This window comes from Clostridium acetireducens DSM 10703, from assembly GCF_001758365.1.
Taxonomy (GTDB): Bacteria; Bacillota; Clostridia; order Clostridiales; family Clostridiaceae; genus Clostridium_C; species Clostridium_C acetireducens.
The window spans coordinates 15941-38360 of the sequence record NZ_LZFO01000011.1; the positions used below are offsets into that span (position 1 = coordinate 15941).

Genomic DNA, 22420 nt, shown 5'->3' on the forward strand with positions numbered 1-22420 from the left:
ATCATCTCTCTTAAAAATAAATATTTTTATATAAAATAAAAATTTAATTCTTAATTAATATAGCCATATATGCCATAGTATCAAAATTATTTTTAGTAATAAGATTATATATATGCTCCTTAAATAGAGAATTATGTTCAAAATTTCTTTCAAAAGATTGTATTAATTTTAATGTAATTTTATCATTAAAATTTTCTTTATGATATGCCATAAGCCCTGTTAAAAGCATTTTAATTAAAGAATAATGTAATATAATCATTACATAATTACTCCAAGGTGTTTTATCACCTTCAAAAGGAAATACTTTTTTAAATATATGATTTACAATAAGATTTTCAAAAACATAATCTTTTTCTATTAAATAATTTTTCATATATTCTTCAAAAAACTTATTATAATTTAATTTAACTCTTTCAAATGTATACTCTTCATCATATCCCAAAGCATTTATAGCTTCCATGAAACTCTGCATATATCTATCCTTATTATCAATGTTGCTTGATAATAGAAATCTTTCATCTAGTATCTCTTTTAAAAGCTTTATTTGAACATCTATATTTGTAGGCATATCTTGTAAAACATCTTTCATAGCTCCACTAACTATTAAATTTGTAAATACTTCAATAACATTTCTTATTTCATAAAAATTCTTATCTGCTATTAACTTATCTATTCTTTCAATAAACATACCCAATATAATAAGTCTTTCCCATATTTCATAATCTCTGCTTTTCATAATTTGTATTGAAAAAGTTCTTAAATCCTCTAAATAATTATTTTCATTATAAATATTATATATACCGTTAAAAATATTTTTAAATTCATTTTCTCCGTAAACTTCCTCAAATTTAATTCCATCTTTATCAAATAAAATCATTTCTGCAGCAATAGGGCAAGATACAGAAATACTTCTCTCAATATCTTTATTTACAAGATTTACTTCTCTCGGATAAATCCTGCATACATTAGGTAACATATCTTCACTACAATTTAATTGAATATTACATAATTTATCCTTTGTTAAAAAAGGACATTGTCCTAATTTATTTATTTGCATTTCTGCATAATGATCAAAACTTTTATCTTCTTTTTTATATCTTTTTATGGAATTTTTAATTTCATATTTAAGCTCTTTATTTTTTAAATTCCTAAGTTTATCATAGTGTTTTTTATCTATCCATATATTCCATCCCATACAACAGCTATCTTCACAATTTACGCCATCACATTTAAATTCCTTGTAGTATGTAGGCTGTTTTATTAAATACTTCATATTCAACACCTTTCTTTTAAAAAAGAGCCAGAGAAAAATCTCTGACTCTTTAAATTCCTATTCTAAAGTTCGTATTAATTATTAAGCTACTATCTTAATAATTGAAGAACTCCTTGAGGTTGTTGATTTGCTTGCGGATCATCAATTACCTTTCAGTAACTGCCAGACTATATCTTCAACCAATTTTTTTCAAATAACTTGGTTGTCGGGTACTTCGGAAAACCTCAAATTCCTACAGACCTCATAAGCTTGCAATTCTTAATTGTTTAGCCTGTTCGTCTTAGTCGTTGAACCTTCTCCAACTTTTCAGTACAGGAGCTCGGCTGCTGATTATCCAATACACTTAACTTTTCAATCTATCACACTTACCGTTTCCAGTTATGTTGTAGAGTAAGTATCTCTAAGGAAGTTCCAGCAATTCACCCGATTTTCAATAAAGGTTACCCTTTAAGGGACCCTTCAAATAACCTATCTAAGAAGTTGTAATACTCCTTGAGGTTGATTATTTGCTTGAGCCAACATAGCTTGAGCTGCTTGTTGTAATATATTGTTCTTGCTGAATGTCATCATTTCTTTAGCCATGTCTACGTCTCTAATTCTTGATTCTGCTGCTTGTAAGTTTTCTGATGAAGTTCCTAAGTTGTTTATTGTGTGTTCTAATCTATTTTGAACAGCACCAAGTTTTGATCTTTCATCAGATACTTTATCTATAGCTGCTTGTACTGTTGTTACTGCCTTTGCAGCCTTTGTAGCATCTGAAACATCTAGAGATGATTCAGCCATAGCATTATCTGTTCCATTAGTTACAACTTTATCTGCTGTAAATCCTTCTCCACCTTTTGCTGATGAAATTCCAAGAGCTTCAGATCTCATATCTGAAAGACTTAAAGCCATTGATTGATGTTCATTAGCTCCTACTTGGAATGTTAATGAACTATCTTGAAGTTTACTTACATTTTCTTGTTCTAAATTAATTGTAATTTCTGAGTCTTCTGCAGCATCATCAGTCTTAAATGTAAATTTAACTCCATTACTATCGTAGTTAACTGTTTTGTTGTTAACAGCATCTAAAACCATATCTTCTTTAACTAATTGTTTTCCATCTTTATCACTTAAAGTTACTGAAAGTGTTTTACTATCTTTATCTAATTTAACATTAACTGATGCAAGACCATTTGGTTTTTGATCAGAACTTGTAATTTCAAATCCAGTCATAGTAGATGCTTTTGTAGCATCTGCATCATTTGTTGTCCAATCATTTTTAGTTGCAACATTAGCTGTTGTTACATTTACTGGAGCATCAGCACCTTTAACTAAGTCTAATGTAACTCCTTTTCCATCAACAGCTTTATCAAATTCATCTTTCTTTATTTGGAATGAAATTCCATGGTTATCATATGTGTAAGTATCTCCTGCTGCATTTAAAGTCATTTGTTCTGAATCTATTGTCAATTTAGCTGTACCGTCATCAAATTCTCCATCAATTTTAAAAGTTCCACTAGTCTTATCTGCAGTTATTTTTAGTGTGTTAGCTGCATCATTTTTTAATTTAGTCCAATCAAGTCCTGCAGGATCTGCACCTGTAAACTTAACTCCATTTGCAGTTCCATCAGAAGTTATATTAAATTTATAAGCATCTGCATCCCATGCAGCCTTTGGAGCACTTGACATATCTCCATATGATTTAGCTTTTGCTACAGTTACTGTTGATGCAACACTCTTGTCTGAATGATCGCCATTTAAAAGTTTCATTGTGTTGAATTCAGTTGTGTTACCTATTCTGTTTATTTCTGAAGTCAATTGGTTTATTTCCTTTTGGATTTGTCCTCTATCAGCTGTATTGTTAGTATCGTTAGCTGCTTGTACTGATAATTCTCTCATTCTTTGAAGAATTGAGTGAGTTTCATTTAAAGCACCTTCAGCTGTTTGAATTAATGAGATACCATCTTGAGCGTTTCTTGAAGCTTGGTCAAGACCTCTGATTTGTCCTCTCATTTTTTCGGAGATTGCTAATCCTGCAGCGTCATCTCCAGCTCTGTTTATTCTTAAACCTGAGCTTAATTTTTCCATTGATTTTCCTGCTCCATTGATGTTCATTCCCATCATTCTGTGAGCGTTCATTGCGTTCATATTGTGATTGATAATCATAATAAATTCCCTCCTTGATTTTTACATGCACTTCCTTGTGCTAGTATTGTTTTTTATTTATAGTTAAACCCTAAGGTTTACTAACTTTTTTTGTTAGTTAAGAATTTAGAGTGAATAGTGAAGAGTATAGGTTGAAATTTTTTAACAAAGTTAAAAAATTTCTTCAATTACTCTTAACTCTTAACTCTTAACTCTAAACTAAATTTCTCTTAACTCTAAACTAAATTAATTCTTTCTTTTGTAGTTTTTACTATAGAACTTAGCATTTTATTGATTTCACTGCAATCCTTGCTTAATTCTTTAAAAATTTTATTGTTAATATACTCAGTTGCACCTAATAAATCTAACCAATACTCAGTTTCTGAGCATTCTTTAAGTGCAATGCTAAACTTTGATAAAAAATCCTTTTTACTTTGTGCATAAAGACCTTCTTTAATATTTGCACCTATACTTGTTCCTGACTTTAAAATTTGCTTTGAGAGAGTAAACTCTTTTTTATATTTACACAAATACTTGTATAAATCAACTATTTTTACAGCAAACTTAAATGCCTTATCATAAACTAAACTCTCTCTCAAATTTTCAACCTCCTAAATTCATAATCTATCTAAAATCTTAGACTTAACCTTATGAATTTATTCAGCATCACAACAACTCTCAACTCTTAACTCTCAACTCTTAACTCCTAAAACCTCTACTCCAATAATCGTAAACTCCTAAACTAACTTTACACCCTTTTCAAAAATTTTTCATCAAAAACTAATCTAAATTTCCCTAAACAAATAAAATAAAATAAAAATCCCTAACTCATCCACTCCAATAATCGTAAACTCCTAAACTAACTTTACACCCATCCCAAAAAAAATCAATCCCAGTTTTTCTGAACAAAGAGAAGAAAAACCTCCACAACTCTCAACTCTTCCCTCTCAACTCTTAACTCCTAAAAGCTCTTAACCCCCAAAAAATTCCACATTATCCACAGGCTTATCCACATTTTTCCTCTAAACTTATCCACACGACATTATTGTCGCAAGTGACACGACATATATGTCCTAAGTGATGCGACATATATGTCGCCTAGAATAATTACAAATTTAATAAATATTAATATAATATATAAATTATATAATTATATTCATTTTTTTACATTTGTCAAGTACTTATTCAAAAAAAAATTAAAGTTTTTAAAAACCAATAAATAAACTCTCTAATTTTATGCAGCACAAAAAGAGCTGCTGAAAAACAGCTCTTTTTTGGATATTACAGCTTTATTTCTGTCTTAACTCTGTCTAAAATGTAAGCTTCTTTTGAAGAAACCAAGTCTCCACCTTTAGAATTAAACAAATTCTTTTCTATTATTAAGTTCATTGCTGCTTTTACTTCCTCAGAAGTTACATCACCTTTTGCATTGTTAATAGTTACATTAGATTTTTTACCATCCTCATTTAAAAAACTCATAACTAAACTTTTAGCCATTTTAATTCCCCCTTAATTTTTTTATTCTTCTGCCAGCATAGTGTCTTCCTGAAGTTTTACGTTTACTAGGTCATGGGCTAGTAATGGTTCTAATACCATTGCCACTGCGTAAATATCCTCTGGTTTTGAGTCAATTTTTAATTTAGAGAACTTTTGCCTTCTTATAATGTTTTCTCCTTTGTCATTTGTTCCTGCTACATATTCTAATATCATACTATTTTGTAGCTTTGAACTGGTAATCATATTATCAACCCCCTCAACCTTTATATATGCAGTGATAAAAAAAGTTGCCTAGTAATCTAAAATTACTGTATAAATAATATTAGGCAAAAATAAAGTTAAATGCTGCAACATAGTATTTAACTTTATTTTTGCCTAATATTATTACTATATTTAATTATAATACATATGCTTTTTCAAAATCTGCAATATCTTCTTTTTCCTCTTCACACAAAAATTATAGCTTAAATTATTAATCTTAGCATAGTCTGTTAGCTTTTTCTCATCATAATAAACCCAGTTTATTAATTTTCTGTCTTCCTTTGACAATTTACTTAAAGCTTTATTAAGCTTGTCCTTTTGTTCTCTTTTCATAATGTATTGCTCTAAATTAAAATTAGATGCTATTGTGTCTATGATTTTACTGCCTTCTGCATTTTCTTTATATAAGCTTATATCAAATCTATTTTTGCTTTCACGCCTAATTTTGTTGTAGAAGTTGTTTTTAATAGATTGTATTACATAAGCTGTAAAATTGCTGCCTTGATTTAAATTGTATTTATTTATAGCTTTTAAAACAGATAGTTTTCCAATTTGTATTAAATCTTCTTTAGAATAATCTCTAAGTTTTACTTTATTACTTTCTTTAAAAATATATAATTCGTATTTTTTAATTAAAAATTCTATAGCCCTTTTGTTCCCCATTTTAGCTAATTTTACAATTTTATCCATACAACCTCTCCCCTTAAAATCAGAATTTAAAAATTATGTTTTTTTAATATTTTAATTAGCTTATTTAATAGCCTAGCTTTTCTTCTAATTACAGTATTGTATTTTTCTTTTGTTTCTTCTGCTATTTCTTTTATTGTTTTTTCTTCTATAAGCTTGTCTAGTAAAAATTGTTCTTTTTCTGATAAATAAGGTTTTGATATTTTTTTCACTTCCTCTACATAGTATTCATACAGAGCAAATTTTTCTATAGTGTATTCTTTTTGATATTTTACTGTATATTCATCATTTATATGAATTATATTTTTTGTGTGCCTTTTGTATTTATTTATAGATGTTCTAAATGCATTGTCTATAGATTTGTAAATAAATGAGTGAAATTCTTTTAAAGTTTTTCCTCTGAATTGGTAGCAAGCATATACAATTTTTATTTTAATTTCTTGTTTAATGTCTTCACTATACATTTCTATTGATTTTTGTAAATAACGACATTTTGAATTTATATAACCTTGATAAAACTCTATAAGCTCCTCTATAGCCCTATCGTCTCCTTCCATAATTTTTCGGCAAAACGCTAATACGTTTACACCATTGAAATTCCCCATATTATTCACCTCTTCTATTTATTTTCTTCTATAAGTATAGACTAACTTTAAAATGAAAAAGTGACACATTTTTATAAATTTTATATATTTTTTCCATGAAATTTTTTTCCATATTTTTTTTGGATTTATGTCACTTTATTTAATCTTAATTTGTCTATACTATAAAGGGGAAAAATGGGGTGTTTTATATGAGTAAATATACATTAATGGAAAATAAAATATTAAATAAAAAAATTAGCAGTGGAGCTTTTAAGCTTTATTTTATACTTTCTAGCTATTGCTTTGGGGAAAAAAATATTTGTTTTCCCTCCCAAAAGTATTTAGCAAAAAAATTAGATAAAAGCACAAGAACTGTACAAAGATATACAAAAGAATTAAGAGAATGTGGCTTAATAGAAATAGAAAAAGGAAGACGGGGAATTAATAACTATAAAGTTATGTATTTCAAGAAAAGTATTTATAAAAATGTGGTTAATAAAAACAAGAATTTTAGTAAAAAAAATAAAAGCAATGTATTTTGTAGTTTTCCACAAAGAAGTTACGACTTTGAAGCTTTAGAAAAAAAGCTCTTGGGATGGGAGTAGTTTTTTGGAGTTAAGAGCTTTTGGGAGTTAAGAGTTGAGAGTTAAGAGTGGAGAGTTGTGGTGGATTTCTTTCGTGCCTCAAGAAATCTTTGAATTGGGGGAAAATATGGTGAAGTTTTATATTATTTTGTTTTGCAAATCCTATATACTGCGATAATGCTATAGATACTGTAACTCTTAACTCCCAAAAGCTCTTAACTCCAAAAAACCCAATCCAAACAAAAAAAAAGCAAAGTTCCAGCAAAAACAAAATCTTCACCGAAACTCTACCCCAAAATCAAAAATTTTTCGTAATGCAATGGAGAAAAATTCCCCACAACTCCTAACTCTTCACCCTCAACTCTTAACTCCCAAAAGCTCTTAACTCCCAAAAGCTCTTAACTCCCAAAAGCTCTTAACTCCCAAAAGATCCTATATTTTAGTACTAAACACACCACTATTTTGATACAAATGCTTATTATATTTCTTATTTGCTTGTTGAGATTTGTTTATTTCTGCCATTTGATTTTTTATTTCTTCTTTTTTTTCAGATAGCAGTTTGTTTATTTTTTTATCTTCTGATAATATGTCTAGATTTTCACATATATTTTTAAATTCTTCTTTTGTATATTTTAATTTTTCTATATTATTTATAGTGATTTGTCTTTTTTCTATTAATTTATCTAAATAATCAAAGTCTTCTTTTTCAATGAGTTTTTCCATATCCAATGTTATTTTTTTGAATTCCAATAAGAATTTTTCTAATTCACTCATTAAATCCCACCTTTTGTGGAAATATTAAAATATTCCCTGTATATTATTGTCCTCCAAATTGTTGCATTAGCCATCCTGCTTGGGCATTGTATTTGTTCATGGCTACTTCTAATCTGGAAAATTTCTTGTATAGAAGTTCTTGTTTTTTAAACATTTTTTTGCTTAGTTCTTTTACTTTGTTGTCGTGTTTGTATATTTGGTCTGGTAGTGTGTTGGAACCACCGGAGCCATGGAGACTGTAGTCTTCTTGTTTGTTAGCATATTTTGTAAGTATTGCTGAGTTTAATGTGGTGCCTGGTATGCCTACATAGTCTCTTATGATGCTGTCCATTCTTTGGAATATACCAGATTTTTTATTTAATATTTCTTTTTGCTTTGTTTCTGGTAATTTTGATTCTTCTTCTGTTAATTTTCCAGTTTGAGTAAATAATTTCATTATTCCTTCTGGATTTTCTTTTAATGCTTCTTTGAATTTTGCTCCTGTACCATCTGTAAATTTAATTTGTCCTGCTTTTGAGTATTTTCCTTCTGTGTCTATGCCTATAGATTGTCCAAAACTAGCTTCTGCTCCTTCTACTGCTTCAAAGAAAGTTGCTCTTAAGGATTGAAGCATATTTTGAAGGTTGTCATCATTTCTTAAAACACCTTTTTTTGCTTGTTCTTCCCAAGATTTTATTTCATCTTCTTTCATTTCTTTTCTTTGAGATTCTGTTAGTGGTTTGTAGCTATAATCTTTCTTTTCTGTTACTTTTGTATTTATTTTGTCTATTAAGGAGTTGTACTTGTCCATAAATTTCACTATTCTATCAAAGGTTTTGTCTACGTCTTTTTTTACATTTAAGCTGGTTTCTCCTTGTCCTTTTAAGCTGTAGTTTACTCCATTTAGTGTAAAGTCATTTTTGCTTTCAGTCATGGTGATTTGACTTCCATCAGGTTTTGTTATGTTGAATAAAGCATCTTGTCCTTGAGCTGAAGCATTGTTATTTAATCCTAGTTTTTGTAAATTATCATCACCTATTATTTTTATATTTTCTGTGCTTCCAGTTTTAGAAGAATTTATTACTATTTTACCTGTAGTATTATCAAAGGAAGCTTTTACTGAACCTTTTAAATTTTCATCTGTGTTTATCGTATTTATTAAGTCTTGTATAGTTTTGTCTTTGCCTAAAATTATATCTTTTGAGTCTTTTCCGTTGTAGTTTATTTTAAAGTTTAGTGTATCCACATCTAAGCCTACATCTGAAAGTTTTGTAAAGCTATTAATACTTTTTATTTCTCCAGTATTTAAACCAGTTACTGTTGTATTATCTATTTTTACTGACACTTCATTACTTAATTTATTGAATTTTATATAATGATTATCTCCATCTTTTATATAAGATACACTTAACTTACCAGATAATTCTGTATTGTTAGATATTTGTCCATTTATATTATTTATTAAATCACTAACTGTTTTTATATTTTCTGAATTATCTATATTTATACTTTGTCCATTTATTTCTATGGTTTTGCCTTTCCAAGTACTAATATCAATTTGCCCAGATGCATCTTTTGCTATTTCTCCTTGAATAAATAAAGAATTACCTTTTAATTGAGCTACTCTAGCTAATTTATCTACTTTTACATTATAATTTCCTTCTAACACACCTTCTCCTGCTGTAGCTGTGGCTACAGTGCTATTTATGCTAGTTACATCATGGTCAAAATAATTTTTTGCAGATGTTATGCAGTCTTTACTTGTAACATTAAAATAGGTGTCTTGTAATTCTTTTACATCTTTTATAATATCTCTGTACATTTCTTGTTTCCAAACAATAGATTGCTTTTTTTGCTTTGCATGGTCTATTTTTGCTTGTTCTGCTAAAAGCATCTTTTTTACCATGGAGTCTACGTCAAGTCCTGTTGCCATACCTACTATTCTCATCATATCTCCGCCACCGGCACCAGTTAATCCGCTAATTGAATCTGACATTTCCATTCCTCCTATTCTATTTTAGATTTTTTATAAGCTTCATTCCATGTATCTCTTATATCCTCTATTAGAGGTATTGTTTCATTTAGTATTTTTACATCTTTTTTTACATTGGCTTGTACTAGTTGAGAAATTATAAAGTCGTATATTCTCATTAAGTTTTCTGCCCATTCTCCCCCTTTATTTACATCTAAAGTTACCATTAGTTCGTAAAATATGTTTTGAGTTTTTACTAGGTTTTCATGAGCTTTTTTGTTATCTTTTTCTTCTAGTGCATTTTTTGCTATTTTTGAAAATTTTACTGCACCTTCTACTAACATTAATAAAAGTTGTTCTTTTGAAGCAAAGTTTACGCTGTTTTTTTGATAAGCGTTGTATCCTTTTGCTGCTCCATACATATAAAAATACACCTACCTTTTAGTATCTATAAATGTGCCTGATTTTACATCTTTTTTTTCATCTTTTTCAATGAAAGCATCTACTTTTACTGTTTCAGTTTTAACTGCTGTAACAACTATTTTTTGCTTGCTTTTGTTTTTCTCAAGTAAATCTGAAAATTTTTCTCCACTGGAGTTTTTGTTTTTTTGATTATCTTTATCTATTTTTATTTTTGCTTTTCTGTGAATTTTGCCATCTTTAGAAACGTCTTGTATTCTTTGTCTTATTTCTGTGTCAATTTTGTTTAATTTAAATTCCATAAAAAAACCCTCTTTCAGGTGATTTTACTATACTTTTTCGTCTACAAAAAATCCTGCTAATTCACAAAGCTTTGCCACCATGTCTATTATTTTTTTAGGTGGTATTTCTTTTATAGTTTCTTTTGTTTTTTTATTTATTATTTTTATAGTTATGTCGTTAAATTTTCCGTAAACTTCATATTGTAAATATGTTTCTTTGTCTTCTAATAGCTTGTTTAATTTGTCTACAGATTTTTTTACTTCTTTTTCTTCTGGTTTTTTTTCACCATAAGTATTTTTTCTTGGGTAAGCATTTTGTACCATTGTATCTGGTATTTCTTTTGAAATTTGTTCTATTTCTAGCCTATTTGCATTAGTATAGTAGTCATTTTCTATATTGATTTGCATATTTATTGGTTTTATTTCCACGATAACACCTCTTTTCTTTAAAGAGAATTATTTTTTTATATTTTTTAATATATTTTTATCAAATTTTAATGCTTTTTTATTTTCATTTTTTACTTCTTCGTAAAGTTCTTTTCTCAATATGGTTATGCTTTTAGGGGCAGATATGGATAGTTTTACTGCTCCTTCTTCTACTTTTACTATTGTTATTTCTATATCCTCTCCTATAAGCAGTGATTCTCCTTTTTTTCTAGTTATTACTAACATTTTATTCCTCCTGAAAAATTGGGTATTTTATTTTGTAGTCTTCTTTTTCTATTATTATTTGTTCCCCAATTTTGTCTTTTATATTTACTACTATAGGAGCTCTTAAGTTTGCTGTTATATTTTTTATATTGGAGCTTAGTGTTACTGTAACTAGGGCTATTACGTCTTTTTCAGATTTTATATTTAATTCTTTTATTTGCTGTTTTTCTAGTTTGAATTGATAATCTTTGCATACAATAAAAGGCGACATTACCACTATGCCTACTTGGCTGTCTTCTATGGAGTGCAGTATGCTAAATATTTCATTTTCTTCTACAGTAAATAATATGAATTTTTTTAAGTTTTCAAAGCCTGGTAATCCTTTTTTGAAATTTATTATTTCTTTTTCACTATATTCTATTATTCCATGGTATTTTGTGTTTAGTTTCATTTTTGCACCTCTTTCTAGAATTTTGTCAGGCTTATCTTACATAATCCATTAGTGTAGGTTGAAGTACTCTTGCACTGGTTTGCAGTGATGCCATGTATACTGATAACATAGTGGCATATTGCATGGTTTTTTCTGTTAAGTCTATGTCTTCTGTTTTTGATAGTATTTCTGTCATGTCAAAGTTTTCTTGAGTGTTTTTTTCTTCTGCAGCTTTCATTCTGTTTTGTTTTGCTCCTACTTGTGAGCGGAGTTTTAGTATATTGTTTGAGGCTTTGTCTATTGCCTCTATGTCTCCGTTGCATATTTCTTTTACTTTTGCTGGGTCTCCTGAGTCTAAGTGGTCTACTATTTTTTTTAGTATGTCTCTTAAGTCTCTTTTTTCTCCTGTTTCGTCAGTGAATTGTATTATTTCTACTGCAGTTACGTTGTATTCTATGGTTACTCCTTGGGATACTTCTGTTATTAATCTTTCTCCCATTATATCCAGTTGTTTTTTGTTTGATTTTGTGATTTCTAGTGCTTTTGGCAGTTGAATTTCTTTATTATCTTTATCTACTGAATTAGTTATTTCTATTTTTTCTCCCTTTTGGCTTTTAATTTCTATATAAGGTTTTCCTTCTACATAGTAAATAGATGCTTTTATATCTTTATCTTTAATTTGCATATTTATTTGTTCTGCTAATTCTTCTGGTTTTGAGCTATTTTCATCATTTGTTGTATCTATTTTTAATTCCTTTACTTCTATTTCTTGTCCATTTATCTTAAATTTACCATTCCAATTTTCTAAATCTTCTATAGGTAATTTGTTTAAGTCTAGTTCTTCTCCGTATTTATCATTATATGCTAATTCTGAATTTTGAGCTGATGTACAGCTAAATTTAAATTCTTTGCCTAAATTCCCATCCGCTATAGTGATTTTTAATCCGCTACCTAGGTCATATTTTCCTTCAGAATCTTTTTTTACTTCTTTGTCAAATGTGGCTCCTTTATTGGTGCTTACTTTAACTTTTTTCCCTTCCACTTTTATAACATAGTCTACATTTATTTCTCCTTCATAGTTTCCTTCTAGCTTTGCCACGCTGTCTTTTACAATGTTTCCATCTTTATCTACTAAACTTGTGGTTTCCCATCTATTTATTATCGTTGTAGGCTTTGTAGTACCTCTTGTTCCTGCAAATATATATTTTCCATCAAAGCTGGAATTTAAAATTTGGGACATGGTGTCTACTATTTGGTTTATTTCGTCTTTTATTTTTTGTCTTTCGCTGCTGCCATAAGCTGCATTTCCTGCAGATACTAAAAGTTCTCTTACTCTTGTCATTTGGTTTCCTAATTGTCCTAGAGCTGTGTCTGTTTCGTCTAGCCAGTTTCTAGTGTCTTTTATGTTTTCATTGTATTGTTTGTTGGTGGCTATATCTGTGTGCATTTGCATTGCTCTTACTGCTTTAAATGGGTTGTCAGAAGGTTTTCTTATTTCCTTTCCTGAAGTTGATTGTTGTTGCAGTGTTTGCAAGTTTTCTAAGTTTAATCTCATGTCTGCAAGAAAGTTATTTGCCAGCATTTTATTGGTTATTCTCAATTTTTACACCTCCTATTATCTTTTTAGTCCATTTATAACTACATCTAAAAGCTCGTCTACTGTAGCTACAATTTTTGCACTAGCTTGGTAAGCATGTTGAAATTGTATTAAGTTTGCTGTTTCTTCATCTAAGGATACTCCTGATACTGAGTCTCTTGATTGTTGAAGACTTTTTAGCAATTGAAATTGATTTTTTACTACTCTTTTTGCTTGTTGTTCTTTTACTGCTAGTGTGTTTACTATATCTCTAAAGTAGTTATCTATATTCATTCCCCCTAAATAATTTTTTATGTTTTTTATACCTAGAGTTTTGTCTTCTGCAAAATATTCATTCTTTAAGAAGTTTTCTCTTGTAGTATTTTTGTCTATGTTTTGTATTTCCATTAGCCTGTCTCTAATATTTGCTATGGCTAAAGCTCTGTTTCCGTCAGATTCTCCTGCTGGTGGTACATCTTCTTTTGCTGCTTTTATTTTCATAACGTCTTCTAGTATTTCTTTGTTTACGCTTATGTTTGCTGCAGTTATATCTTTTTCTGAATTTAGTACATTTTCTTTGTTTTGTAATATATTATTTTCGTAGGTTGCTATATCAAAGTTTACAAAGAAAGGCATATTGTCATTTCCTGATTCATTGCTTTGACTATGTATGGTGTTTACTGAAAATACTATTGCTTTTGCTAGTCTGTTAATTTGATCTATTTCTTCGTCTATGTCTTGTTGTACAGACATGTAGCCTTTGAATTCTCCTGAAGAAGGAGTGAATATCATTATATCATTTTCTTTTCCTGGTACTCCGCTAAATGTTCTTCCAGTATATTTTCCTTCATTAGGTTCTCCTAGACTTTCTCCATTGGAGTTTAATAAATTTCCATCATGGTCTGTCCAAAGTACTCTACATTCATCTATTTGTCTGTATTGTTCATCTGTAAGTTTTACTCCTTCTATAACTACTTTATCTTTTGGAGAGTTCATATTTCCTTTTTTGTAATAAGTTATATCGTATTTTTCAGGATCATCTTTTCTAGGTTCTATTTTGCTTATATAAGATAAAGTAACGGATTGTTCTGGATGTTCATTTTGTACTAAATTTACTGGTTTTCCATCCTTCATAGGCACATTGGAGTTAGGGTCATCTTTTGTGTTTACACATATGCCAAATAAATCTTTTTTCTCTACATTTATGCCAAACTTTATGCTTAATTCATCTAAAAGTAAATCTCTTCTATCCATTAAATCATTAGGGTTGTCTCCTGCTACTTTTACTTGTATTATTTCTTTATTTAAATCGCTTATTTGATGTAAAAGAGAATTTACATCTATAGTAGTTTGTTTTATTAAATCTTGTGAGTTAGTTTTTAGTTTTTCTAGTTGTGAATACATGTGATTTAACTCATCAGCTAAGGCTTTTGACTGCTGTGCTACTACAGTTCTGGCATTAGATGTTTCTGGTTGCTTTGATAACTGCTGCCAAGAGTCAAAAAACTTTCCTATTAAAGTAGCAAAACCTGTTTCATCTAATCCGTTCATTACATTTTCTATTTCTCTTAAAAATTTATCTCTTCCTTCGTACTGTCCATTTATACCTTTTTCTACTCTTATTTGGTAATCTAAAAAAGTATCTCTTATTCTTGCTATTTGGCTTACATGGACACCTGTTCCCATTTGTCCCGGTCCTGCAGCATTGTCCATAGATGGTGTACAAAAAGGTCTATTGGTTTGCATCTCTGCCCTTTGTCTTGAATATCCATCTGTATTAGCATTGTCCACATTGTGAGTGGTTACATCTATTGCCCTTTGGTTTGCAAATATACCGCTTTTGGCTATATTTAAAGTTCCAAATAAACCTGACACTATTTATCCTCCCCTTATCTTAATCCTTTAGGCCCATAAGTTTTTGGAGTCCTATCTGGATTTAAAAGTGTTAACATTCTTGTGGCAAAACCTAGGCTTTGCCTTATTAAAGCTTCATTAGTATCCTTTTGCAGCTTTACTTCTTCTAGTAAATTCTTTATTTTTATATAGTTTTCTTCTATTTCTTTATCTTTAAAGGAGGCTATTACCTCACTCATTGCTCTTTTCCCTGTTAATTTCCTTCTCTCCATTTCCCACTTTGCTATATGGGCATTTTGGTTTTTTATTTTTTTAACTATGCCTTCTAAAGCAAATACATTGTTTTTATTTATATACTCAAACTGCTCATCTAAAAGATTTAACAGTGATTTTAAAGATTTTATTTCTTCTAATATTATTAGGTTGAGTTTTTCCTTCATAAATCTCCTCCTATTTTATTTTGTTTGTTGTTGTTTTATAGTTTGTATTATTTTTTCTGCTACTAGCTTAGCATCTCTTTTGTAGGTGCCTTTTGATACTTCCTGTTTTAGTTTTTCTATTTTTTCCTTTGGAGTGGTGAAATTTTCATTTATTGAATAAGCACTTAGGCTTTTACCTACATTGGATATTTCTACGGAATCTTTTTTTGATATTTCTTGTTTTTTATCTACTTTGTTGTTATTGTTGTATGAATTAATTATTTTGTTTATATTAACTCCATTTATTTTCATGGTTTCACCTCGTTTCTTACACTGCTTGCTATTTTTATTATCGTATGTACTTTTGTAAGGTTTATACCCTTTGATGAAAAATGACCCCAGTGGTGTAAAATTTGGTAATTTAAAATAAATTACTAAATTTTACACCACTGGGGTCATTTTTTTCACAGGAGTGCTCTTTCCATTTTTTACACTCCTGGTGTCATTTTTCATCTCAAGCTTTTCACTCTTTCTTCTTGAGTTACTATACTAGTTATTCTAACACCAAAGTTCTCGTCTACTACTACAACTTCACCATAAGCAACTTTTTTGCCGTTTACTAAAATCTCTACAGGTTCTTCTGCTAGCTTGTCTAGCTCGATTAAAGAACCAGTTCCAAAATTTAGTATTTCTTTAATATTTCTCTTTGTTCTGCCTAATACTACAGATATTTCAAGGGGTACATCTAATATTAAATCTATATTGCTTGGTAAATTTTCATTTTTTGATGCTCCAAGATTTTGAAAAGCTGCTTGTTTTACTTCTACTTTTGGTGATGATTCTATTGGCTTTTCAGATATTGTTTTTATTGGAGGTTCTTTGGCAGAAACTGGTGGTGTTTGCTGTATAGTTGGCTCTGGTTGTGGTGCTGGTTTTTCAGGTGCAGAGGCTACAGCACTTGTTGATTCAGTAGGTTGATTTTCTGCTACTTCTTCTCCCATCATTATGGCTACTATTTTTTTAGCAGTTATCATAGGAAGTAGTTGCATTATATGGCTGTCTACTAATTCTCCTATTTTTAATTTAAAAGAAACTTTTACTACTGGTTCTTTTTCTGATATATTTTGGGATAGTGGTTCTGTTATATCATTCCAAACTCTAGATTCTGGTGGTGATATATTTACTTCTCTGGCTAGCATAGTTGCCATGGAAGTGGCGGATGAACCTATCATTTGATTCATTGCTTCTGATACTGCACTAATTTCTAGTTCTGATAAATTATCAATTTTTTCATCTACAACACCTTCTCCACCCATCATTAAATTAGCTATTACTGCAGCGTCTATTACTTTCATAACTAAAAGATTTTCTCCCATTATGCCGCTGGTGTATTTAACTTCTAAGGCTACATTGGGCACTTCAAATGTGTTTTTTAAATCTTTTAATGTGGTTACGCTTACTACGGGTGTGGTTATATTTACTGTTTGATTTATTATTTGTGATAAAGCTGTTGAGGCTGAACCCATAGATATATTTCCTATTTCACCTAATAGATCTTTTTCTAAATCAGAAATCTCTGAATTTTCATTTGAATTATTTTCTGGTTGTACTGTTTTTTCTTCATTTTCATTTTTTTTGTCTGCTGGAGCAGTATTTTCTTCAGTTTTTTTATCTCCTGGACCGTTTAGAAGAGAATCAATTTCTTCTTGCGAAAGGAAACCATCATTCATATTTTTCCACATCCTTATCTATAATATCAAGTATTTCTACTCCCATATTCTTATTTATAGTTCCTGGCTTAGCATAGAAATAAGCTTTATCTTCTACCATTAATTTTACTGGTTCATCTGTTTTTTCATCCAAAGTTATTATATCTCCTATAGATAAATTTAGAAAATTTTCTACGGTAATAGTAGTTTTTCCTAGTACTGCTGATAGGTAAACATCTACAATGTTTAACCTGTTTCTTAATTTTTGTCTTGATTCTTTTAGTATTTCTTCATCATTTTCTTGGAACCAATATTGCACTACTAATTTATCTAGTACTTTTTCTATGCTTAAATATGGTATGCAGATATTTATGAAAGTGCTACTTTTACCCATTTCTACTGAAAAAGTTATAAGAGCTACTGGTTCTGTTGGTGCCAAGGTTTGGTTTAGTGCTGGATTGGTTTCTAGTCCTTTTATTTCAGGCTCTACAGGTAAAACATCCTCCCAAGCAAGTTTTAAATTTGTTATTAAACCTTGGTTTATTATTTTTATAATGTTTTTGTCTATATCAGTAAATTCTCTCATTTTATATTTCGATATGCCACTTCCTCCTAAAAGCACATCTACTACTTGAAATACAAATTGTGGATTGGTTTCAAATAGTATGGATCCGCTTAAAGGAAGCATTTTAAATATAGTCAGTATAGTTGGATTCGGTACTGAGTGAATAAATTCTTCATAAGTTATCTGCTGCACAGTTTCTATTTTTACTTTTACATTTGTTCTAACTTGTGCTGTTAAATAATTTGTTATTATTCTTGCATAATTATCATGGATAAGCTCTAAAGTTCTTATATGGTCTTTAGAAAATTTTTGTGGACTTTTAAAATCATAAGGCTTTACTTTTTGCTTCTCTTCTTCTTTTGGCAACTCGTCTGGTGTTATTTCACCAGAGGACAGGGCAGATAAAAGAGCGTCTATTTCACTTTGTGATAAAACGTCTGCCATGCTTATCCCTCATTTCTTTGTTAGTTTGGTAAAAGTTTATCTATATCTATTAATGTTACCACTCTATCTTTAAAATTTATAATTCCTTTTACATAAGCCTTTTTATTTTCATTTTCAAATTTTTCTATTAAATTTTCTTCTACATCTAGTACTTCGTCTACTTGATCTACTGTTATTCCTACCATTTCTTCTTCTATATCTAGTATTATTATATTTGTCTGTTCTTGTCCACTTTTTTCTACATCTAATAAAAGATTTATATCTAAAAGTGATATTACATTTCCTCTTAAATTTATAAGTCCTTTTATATAAGCTGGTGCTTTAGGAACTCTAGTTATTTCTGTCATATCAGTTATGCTTTGAACTCTATCTGTGTCTACAGCAAATTGCTCATTACTTAATTTAAATATAACTACTTGCATATTTTCCTCTCCTTACTTTAGTTTAATTAATTAGTTAGCTGATGTAAAAAACAGCTAACTAATTAATACTATCCTAATACTTTGTTAATAGCTTCAAGTACTCTATCTGGTTGGAAAGGCTTAACTACAAAGTCTCTAGCGCCTGCTTTAATAGCATCCATTACCATAGTTTGCTGTCCCATGGCACTGCACATTATTATTTTTGCGTTTGGATCCATTTCTTTTATTTGTTTCACAGCTTCTATTCCATCCATATCTGGCATGGTTATGTCCATAGTTACTACATCTGGTTTTTCTTTTTTATAAATTTCTATTGCCTTTATTCCATTATTTGCTTCTCCTACTACTTCAAATCCATTTTTTTCTAGTATATCCTTTATCATCATTCTCATAAAAGCAGCGTCATCAACAATTAATACTTTTGCCATTTTTCTACCTCCAAATTTAATTTACTCCCAAAGTGTTTAATATTTTTTCTAGTGAACCAGGCATTGGTACATAATAAAAATGTCCACTTATTTCAGAATTATTTTCTAAAAATTTAGTTTCTATATCTAAAACATACTCATCAAATTGACCAGATTCTATAAAAGTTGTGGAAAGTATTGCTCCTAGCATATCACAGGTTACTGCTGGTACAGAAGGCATTATAACTAAGTTGGTAAATTTAGCTATAGCATTCATATAAGAACTTGAAATTATGTTTCCTATTTCACATATTACTGATTCTGAAAGTTCTGTTAATGTTTCTACCTTCTGACCTATTAAAATTTCTACTAAGTAAAATGCTACATCTTTTTCAAATATAAATAATATATTGCCTGGCGTGTCTCCTAAAACCCTTACTATAACTCCTACTACTACTTCTTCTCCTCCTATAGAATCAAATACTTTATCAAAAGGTACTAAATTTACAAAAGGCACTGTCATGTCTACCTTTCTATTTATAAGCTGCGATAATGCGGTAGCTGCATTTCCTGCTCCAATATTTCCAACTTCTCTTAAAGCATCTAGTTGTATAGGTGTTAATTCTTCATATGTCATTTATTTTCCTCCTTATGCTAAAGCAGAAACATCAAGTATTAAAGTTACAAGACCATCTCCTAGTATAGTAGCTCCTATATATTCCTTTAATCCTTGTAGAGTTTTGCCTAGAGGTTTTATTACTATTTCCTGCTGTCCTAGTAGCGAATCTACCATTAAGCCTACTGTTTTTTCTCCTATATTTACTATAACTATATAGTTCTTTTCTTCTTTAGATTTTTCAATACCTAATTTTTTATATACTCTTATAAGAGGAATTACATTGCCTCTGTAAATTATTACTTCTTTGTTATTGGTAACTTTAACTAAATCTTCTTTGTAATCTATAACTCTATCTATATATCCTAGGGATATTGCCATAGTTTCTTCTCCTATTTTTACTAAAAGAGCTTGTATTATTTGAAGAGTTAGTGGCAATCTTATTATAAAGGAAGAACCTTTGCCTTCTTCACTTATTAAATCTACTGTACCACCTAAGGATGCAATTTTTGTTTTTACTACATCCATACCTACTCCTCTTCCTGATATATCTGTTACTTCTTTATTGGTGCTAAATCCTTGTACAAATATAAGATTTCTTATATCATTATCAGACATTCCATAAGTATCTATACCTAGTTGTTCTGCTTTTTCTTTTACTTTATCTACAGGAATACCTGCACCATCGTCTTCTACTTTTATTACTGCTTTTGTTCCTTCTTGATAAGATATTAATCTTATTTTTCCTACAGGGTCTTTTCCTTTGGCAATTCTCTCCTCTTTTTTTTCTATACCATGGTCTGCTGAATTTCTTATTAAATGTATAAGTGGTTCTCCTATTTCGTCTATTACTGTTCTATCTAATTCTGTATCTTGTCCTTGTATTATTAATTCCATTTCTTTTTCAAGTTCTACTGAAAGGTCTCTTACCATTCTTGGAAATCTATTAAACACTACATCAAGAGGAAGCATTCTTATTTTCATAACTAAATCTTGTAAATCTGAAGTAGTTCTTGCCACTTGTTCTAATGTTTCATTTAAATCACTAAGTTTATAATTTATGCTTATTTGCTCTAATCTTGTTCTGTGTATAACTAATTCAGATACCATATTCATAAATTTATCTAGTCTTTCTAAATCTACCCTTACTGATTGATGAGTTTTTTTATGGTTTTGTTCTTTATTTTTTCCACCATTGCTAACAACTTTTTTAGATTTTAATTCTTTTTGTTTAGGTTTTTGTAAAACTTCCGTTGCTTGCTGCTTTACTTTTTCTTTTACTTTTTCTGCTTGTATTGCATAATTTTCTATTTTTTTTGCCCTTTCTGCCTCTATATCTATATTATCGATAAAAACTTCTTCTACTTCAGATATAGTCATTAAAATGTTGCGAATTTCTTCCTTGTTTTTAGTAGAAATGTATATTAAACCTATTTCAAAATCAAAGTTTTCATTTTCTATATCTTCTGCTGGAGGAACAGATTTTATTATTTCTCCATATTCTTCTAAGTTTTTAAATATTAAAAAAGCTCTAGCAGATTTTAAAAGTGTATTTTCACTTAATCTTATTATTAGTTCATAGGGAATGTATCCTTTGTCTGTAGCTTGTTTTATAATATTTATATCGTATTCGTTAAGTTCTATTTCAGTTTTTTTATTTTCTACACTTACTGCGTTTTCTTCTATGTCTTTTTCTTCTAAAGATTCTTCTACTAAAGTTCCTTCTTCTGCAATAGCTTCTAATTCTTTTAGTACTGTTTCTATGTCTACATCTTCATCTCCACCGTCAGATATATTATTAACCATTTGTTCTAGTGTATCTAAACATTTAAATAGTATGGTGACTACGCCTTGAGTTACTGCTAACTCACCTTCTCTAAATTCCGAAAGTACATCTTCCATTTTATGAGTTAGCTCTGCCATTTTGCTAAACCCCATAGTAGCTGCCATACCTTTTATGGTGTGTGCCACTCTAAATATCTCATTTAGCTTGTCTATGTCTTCTGGATATTGTTCTAATTGAAGCAATGAATCATTTAAACTTTGAAGATTATCCATAGATTCTTCCAGAAACATTGACATATATTGAGATGTATCCATTTCTATCCCTCCTTATAACTTCTTGTATATAAATGTAGAAGCCTTTTCAAAGCCATAATCCTTGTAATTGTATATGCTTTCTGTAGCCCCTACAAAAAGAAGACCACCTTTTTTTAAGCTTTTACTAAATTTTTCATATATTTTATTTTTTATATCTTGGTTAAAATAAATTACTACATTTCTACATATAATTAAATCAAATTCTTTTTCGTAATTATCTAATATTAAATCATGTTTTTTATAAGTAACTTTATTTTTTATTTTTGTATCTATAATGTATTTGTCATTTTCTATTTTAAAGTACTTGTCTAAATCTTCTTTTTTTATATTTTTTACTTCTGATTTTGAGTATATGCCTTCTTTTGCTTTTTTTAATATAGTAGAATCTATATCTGTAGCTAGTATTCTATGATTTATATTAGGAGTTATTTTGTCTAATATAATTGCTACAGAATAAGGCTCTGCTCCAATAGAACAAGCAGCACTCCATATGTTTAATTTTTTGTTATTTGTAAGTAATTCTGTTTTTATTTTTTTATTTAATTCTTCAAATATTTCAGGATTTCTAAAAAATTCTGTTACATTTATAGTTATAAAATCCAAAAATTTTTGCCTTTGCTCATTATCCTTTTTTAAAAGTTCTATATATTCATTAGTAGATTTTACACCTACTCTAGACATAAGACTAAGTAACCTTCTATGAAGCTGATTTGGTTTATAAGCATTTAAGTTTATACCAAAGTCTTTTAATACCCAATTCTTAAAATACTCTAAATCTTTTTCCATAT

General features: G+C 29.3%; 26 protein-coding genes. 1 reads left to right on the forward strand and 25 read right to left on the reverse strand.

The window, feature by feature from the left end:
- Positions 1–43 precede the first annotated feature (43 nt).
- From fliB to CLOACE_RS04965, 7 genes are all read right to left on the reverse strand, one after another.
- Positions 44–1273 carry a flagellin lysine-N-methylase gene (gene fliB, locus CLOACE_RS04935; RefSeq protein ID WP_070109929.1) on the reverse strand — a complete coding sequence of 410 codons (1230 nt, stop codon included), beginning with the start codon at positions 1271–1273 and terminating at the stop codon, positions 44–46.
- A gap of 468 nt (positions 1274–1741) precedes the next feature.
- Positions 1742–3421: a flagellin N-terminal helical domain-containing protein gene (locus tag CLOACE_RS12025; protein WP_070109930.1), complete on the reverse strand. Its 1680-nt coding sequence runs from the start codon at positions 3419–3421 to the stop codon at positions 1742–1744.
- A 215-nt stretch (positions 3422–3636) separates the two neighbouring features.
- A complete protein-coding gene (locus CLOACE_RS04945; RefSeq protein ID WP_070109931.1) occupies positions 3637–3999 on the reverse strand; it encodes a four helix bundle protein in 363 nt (120 codons plus the stop codon).
- A gap of 682 nt (positions 4000–4681) precedes the next feature.
- Positions 4682–4897, reverse strand: a complete 216-nt coding sequence (locus tag CLOACE_RS04950; RefSeq protein WP_070109932.1) for a DUF2922 domain-containing protein — start codon at positions 4895–4897, stop codon at positions 4682–4684.
- A gap of 21 nt (positions 4898–4918) precedes the next feature.
- Positions 4919–5140: a DUF1659 domain-containing protein gene (locus CLOACE_RS04955; RefSeq protein WP_070109933.1), complete on the reverse strand. Its 222-nt coding sequence runs from the start codon at positions 5138–5140 to the stop codon at positions 4919–4921.
- A 150-nt stretch (positions 5141–5290) separates the two neighbouring features.
- Complete coding sequence (locus CLOACE_RS04960) at positions 5291–5848, reverse strand: sigma-70 family RNA polymerase sigma factor (protein ID WP_070109934.1); 558 nt, start codon at positions 5846–5848, stop codon at positions 5291–5293.
- Positions 5849–5874: 26 nt separating this feature from the next.
- Positions 5875–6450, reverse strand: coding sequence for an RNA polymerase sigma factor (locus tag CLOACE_RS04965; RefSeq protein WP_070109935.1), 576 nt, complete (start codon positions 6448–6450; stop codon positions 5875–5877).
- A gap of 188 nt (positions 6451–6638) precedes the next feature.
- Here CLOACE_RS04965 and CLOACE_RS04970 point away from each other — a divergent pair, with 188 nt between their 5' ends.
- On the forward strand, positions 6639–7034 hold the full coding sequence (locus CLOACE_RS04970) for a helix-turn-helix domain-containing protein (RefSeq protein WP_070109936.1): 396 nt from the start codon (positions 6639–6641) through the stop codon (positions 7032–7034).
- Between the two features lie 411 nt (positions 7035–7445).
- Here CLOACE_RS04970 and fliT read toward each other — a convergent pair whose 3' ends face one another.
- The 18 genes from fliT to CLOACE_RS05060 form a co-directional block, all read right to left on the reverse strand.
- Complete coding sequence (gene fliT, locus CLOACE_RS04975; RefSeq protein WP_070109937.1) at positions 7446–7787, reverse strand: flagellar protein FliT; 342 nt, start codon at positions 7785–7787, stop codon at positions 7446–7448.
- A gap of 43 nt (positions 7788–7830) precedes the next feature.
- A complete protein-coding gene (gene fliD, locus CLOACE_RS04980) occupies positions 7831–9762 on the reverse strand; it encodes a flagellar filament capping protein FliD (protein WP_070109938.1) in 1932 nt (643 codons plus the stop codon).
- 11 nt (positions 9763–9773) lie between these two features.
- Positions 9774–10160: a flagellar export chaperone FliS gene (gene fliS, locus CLOACE_RS04985; RefSeq protein ID WP_070109939.1), complete on the reverse strand. Its 387-nt coding sequence runs from the start codon at positions 10158–10160 to the stop codon at positions 9774–9776.
- 12 nt (positions 10161–10172) lie between these two features.
- Positions 10173–10460 (reverse strand): hypothetical protein, encoded by a 288-nt coding sequence (locus tag CLOACE_RS04990; protein ID WP_070109940.1) that lies wholly within the window; start codon positions 10458–10460, stop codon positions 10173–10175.
- A 27-nt stretch (positions 10461–10487) separates the two neighbouring features.
- Positions 10488–10868, reverse strand: coding sequence for a flagellar protein FlaG (locus tag CLOACE_RS04995; RefSeq protein WP_242866396.1), 381 nt, complete (start codon positions 10866–10868; stop codon positions 10488–10490).
- Between the two features lie 27 nt (positions 10869–10895).
- Positions 10896–11111: a carbon storage regulator CsrA gene (gene csrA / locus CLOACE_RS05000; protein ID WP_070109941.1), complete on the reverse strand. Its 216-nt coding sequence runs from the start codon at positions 11109–11111 to the stop codon at positions 10896–10898.
- A 1-nt stretch (position 11112) separates the two neighbouring features.
- On the reverse strand, positions 11113–11541 hold the full coding sequence (gene fliW / locus CLOACE_RS05005) for a flagellar assembly protein FliW (protein ID WP_070109942.1): 429 nt from the start codon (positions 11539–11541) through the stop codon (positions 11113–11115).
- Positions 11542–11572: 31 nt separating this feature from the next.
- Positions 11573–13120 carry a flagellar hook-associated protein FlgL gene (gene flgL, locus CLOACE_RS05010; protein ID WP_070109943.1) on the reverse strand — a complete coding sequence of 516 codons (1548 nt, stop codon included), beginning with the start codon at positions 13118–13120 and terminating at the stop codon, positions 11573–11575.
- A gap of 15 nt (positions 13121–13135) precedes the next feature.
- Positions 13136–14971: a flagellar hook-associated protein FlgK gene (gene flgK / locus CLOACE_RS05015; RefSeq protein ID WP_070109944.1), complete on the reverse strand. Its 1836-nt coding sequence runs from the start codon at positions 14969–14971 to the stop codon at positions 13136–13138.
- Positions 14972–14985: 14 nt separating this feature from the next.
- Positions 14986–15390: a flagellar protein FlgN gene (locus tag CLOACE_RS05020; RefSeq protein ID WP_070109945.1), complete on the reverse strand. Its 405-nt coding sequence runs from the start codon at positions 15388–15390 to the stop codon at positions 14986–14988.
- A 15-nt stretch (positions 15391–15405) separates the two neighbouring features.
- Positions 15406–15681 carry a flagellar biosynthesis anti-sigma factor FlgM gene (locus CLOACE_RS05025; protein ID WP_070109946.1) on the reverse strand — a complete coding sequence of 92 codons (276 nt, stop codon included), beginning with the start codon at positions 15679–15681 and terminating at the stop codon, positions 15406–15408.
- 197 nt (positions 15682–15878) lie between these two features.
- Positions 15879–17099, reverse strand: coding sequence for a flagellar motor switch phosphatase FliY (gene fliY, locus CLOACE_RS05030; protein WP_070109947.1), 1221 nt, complete (start codon positions 17097–17099; stop codon positions 15879–15881).
- Positions 17092–18087 (reverse strand): flagellar motor switch protein FliM, encoded by a 996-nt coding sequence (gene fliM, locus CLOACE_RS05035; protein WP_070109948.1) that lies wholly within the window; start codon positions 18085–18087, stop codon positions 17092–17094. Before fliM ends, fliY begins: the two co-directional genes overlap by 8 nt.
- A 20-nt stretch (positions 18088–18107) precedes the next feature.
- Positions 18108–18509, reverse strand: coding sequence for a chemotaxis protein CheW (locus CLOACE_RS05040; protein ID WP_070109949.1), 402 nt, complete (start codon positions 18507–18509; stop codon positions 18108–18110).
- Positions 18510–18577: 68 nt separating this feature from the next.
- Positions 18578–18937: a response regulator gene (locus tag CLOACE_RS05045; RefSeq protein WP_070109950.1), complete on the reverse strand. Its 360-nt coding sequence runs from the start codon at positions 18935–18937 to the stop codon at positions 18578–18580.
- A gap of 16 nt (positions 18938–18953) precedes the next feature.
- Positions 18954–19553 (reverse strand): chemotaxis protein CheC, encoded by a 600-nt coding sequence (locus CLOACE_RS05050; RefSeq protein ID WP_070109951.1) that lies wholly within the window; start codon positions 19551–19553, stop codon positions 18954–18956.
- Positions 19554–19565: 12 nt separating this feature from the next.
- Positions 19566–21632, reverse strand: a complete 2067-nt coding sequence (locus CLOACE_RS05055) for a chemotaxis protein CheA (protein WP_070109952.1) — start codon at positions 21630–21632, stop codon at positions 19566–19568.
- Between the two features lie 12 nt (positions 21633–21644).
- Positions 21645–22418 carry a CheR family methyltransferase gene (locus CLOACE_RS05060; protein ID WP_070109953.1) on the reverse strand — a complete coding sequence of 258 codons (774 nt, stop codon included), beginning with the start codon at positions 22416–22418 and terminating at the stop codon, positions 21645–21647.
- Between the last annotated feature and the right edge of the window lie 2 nt (positions 22419–22420).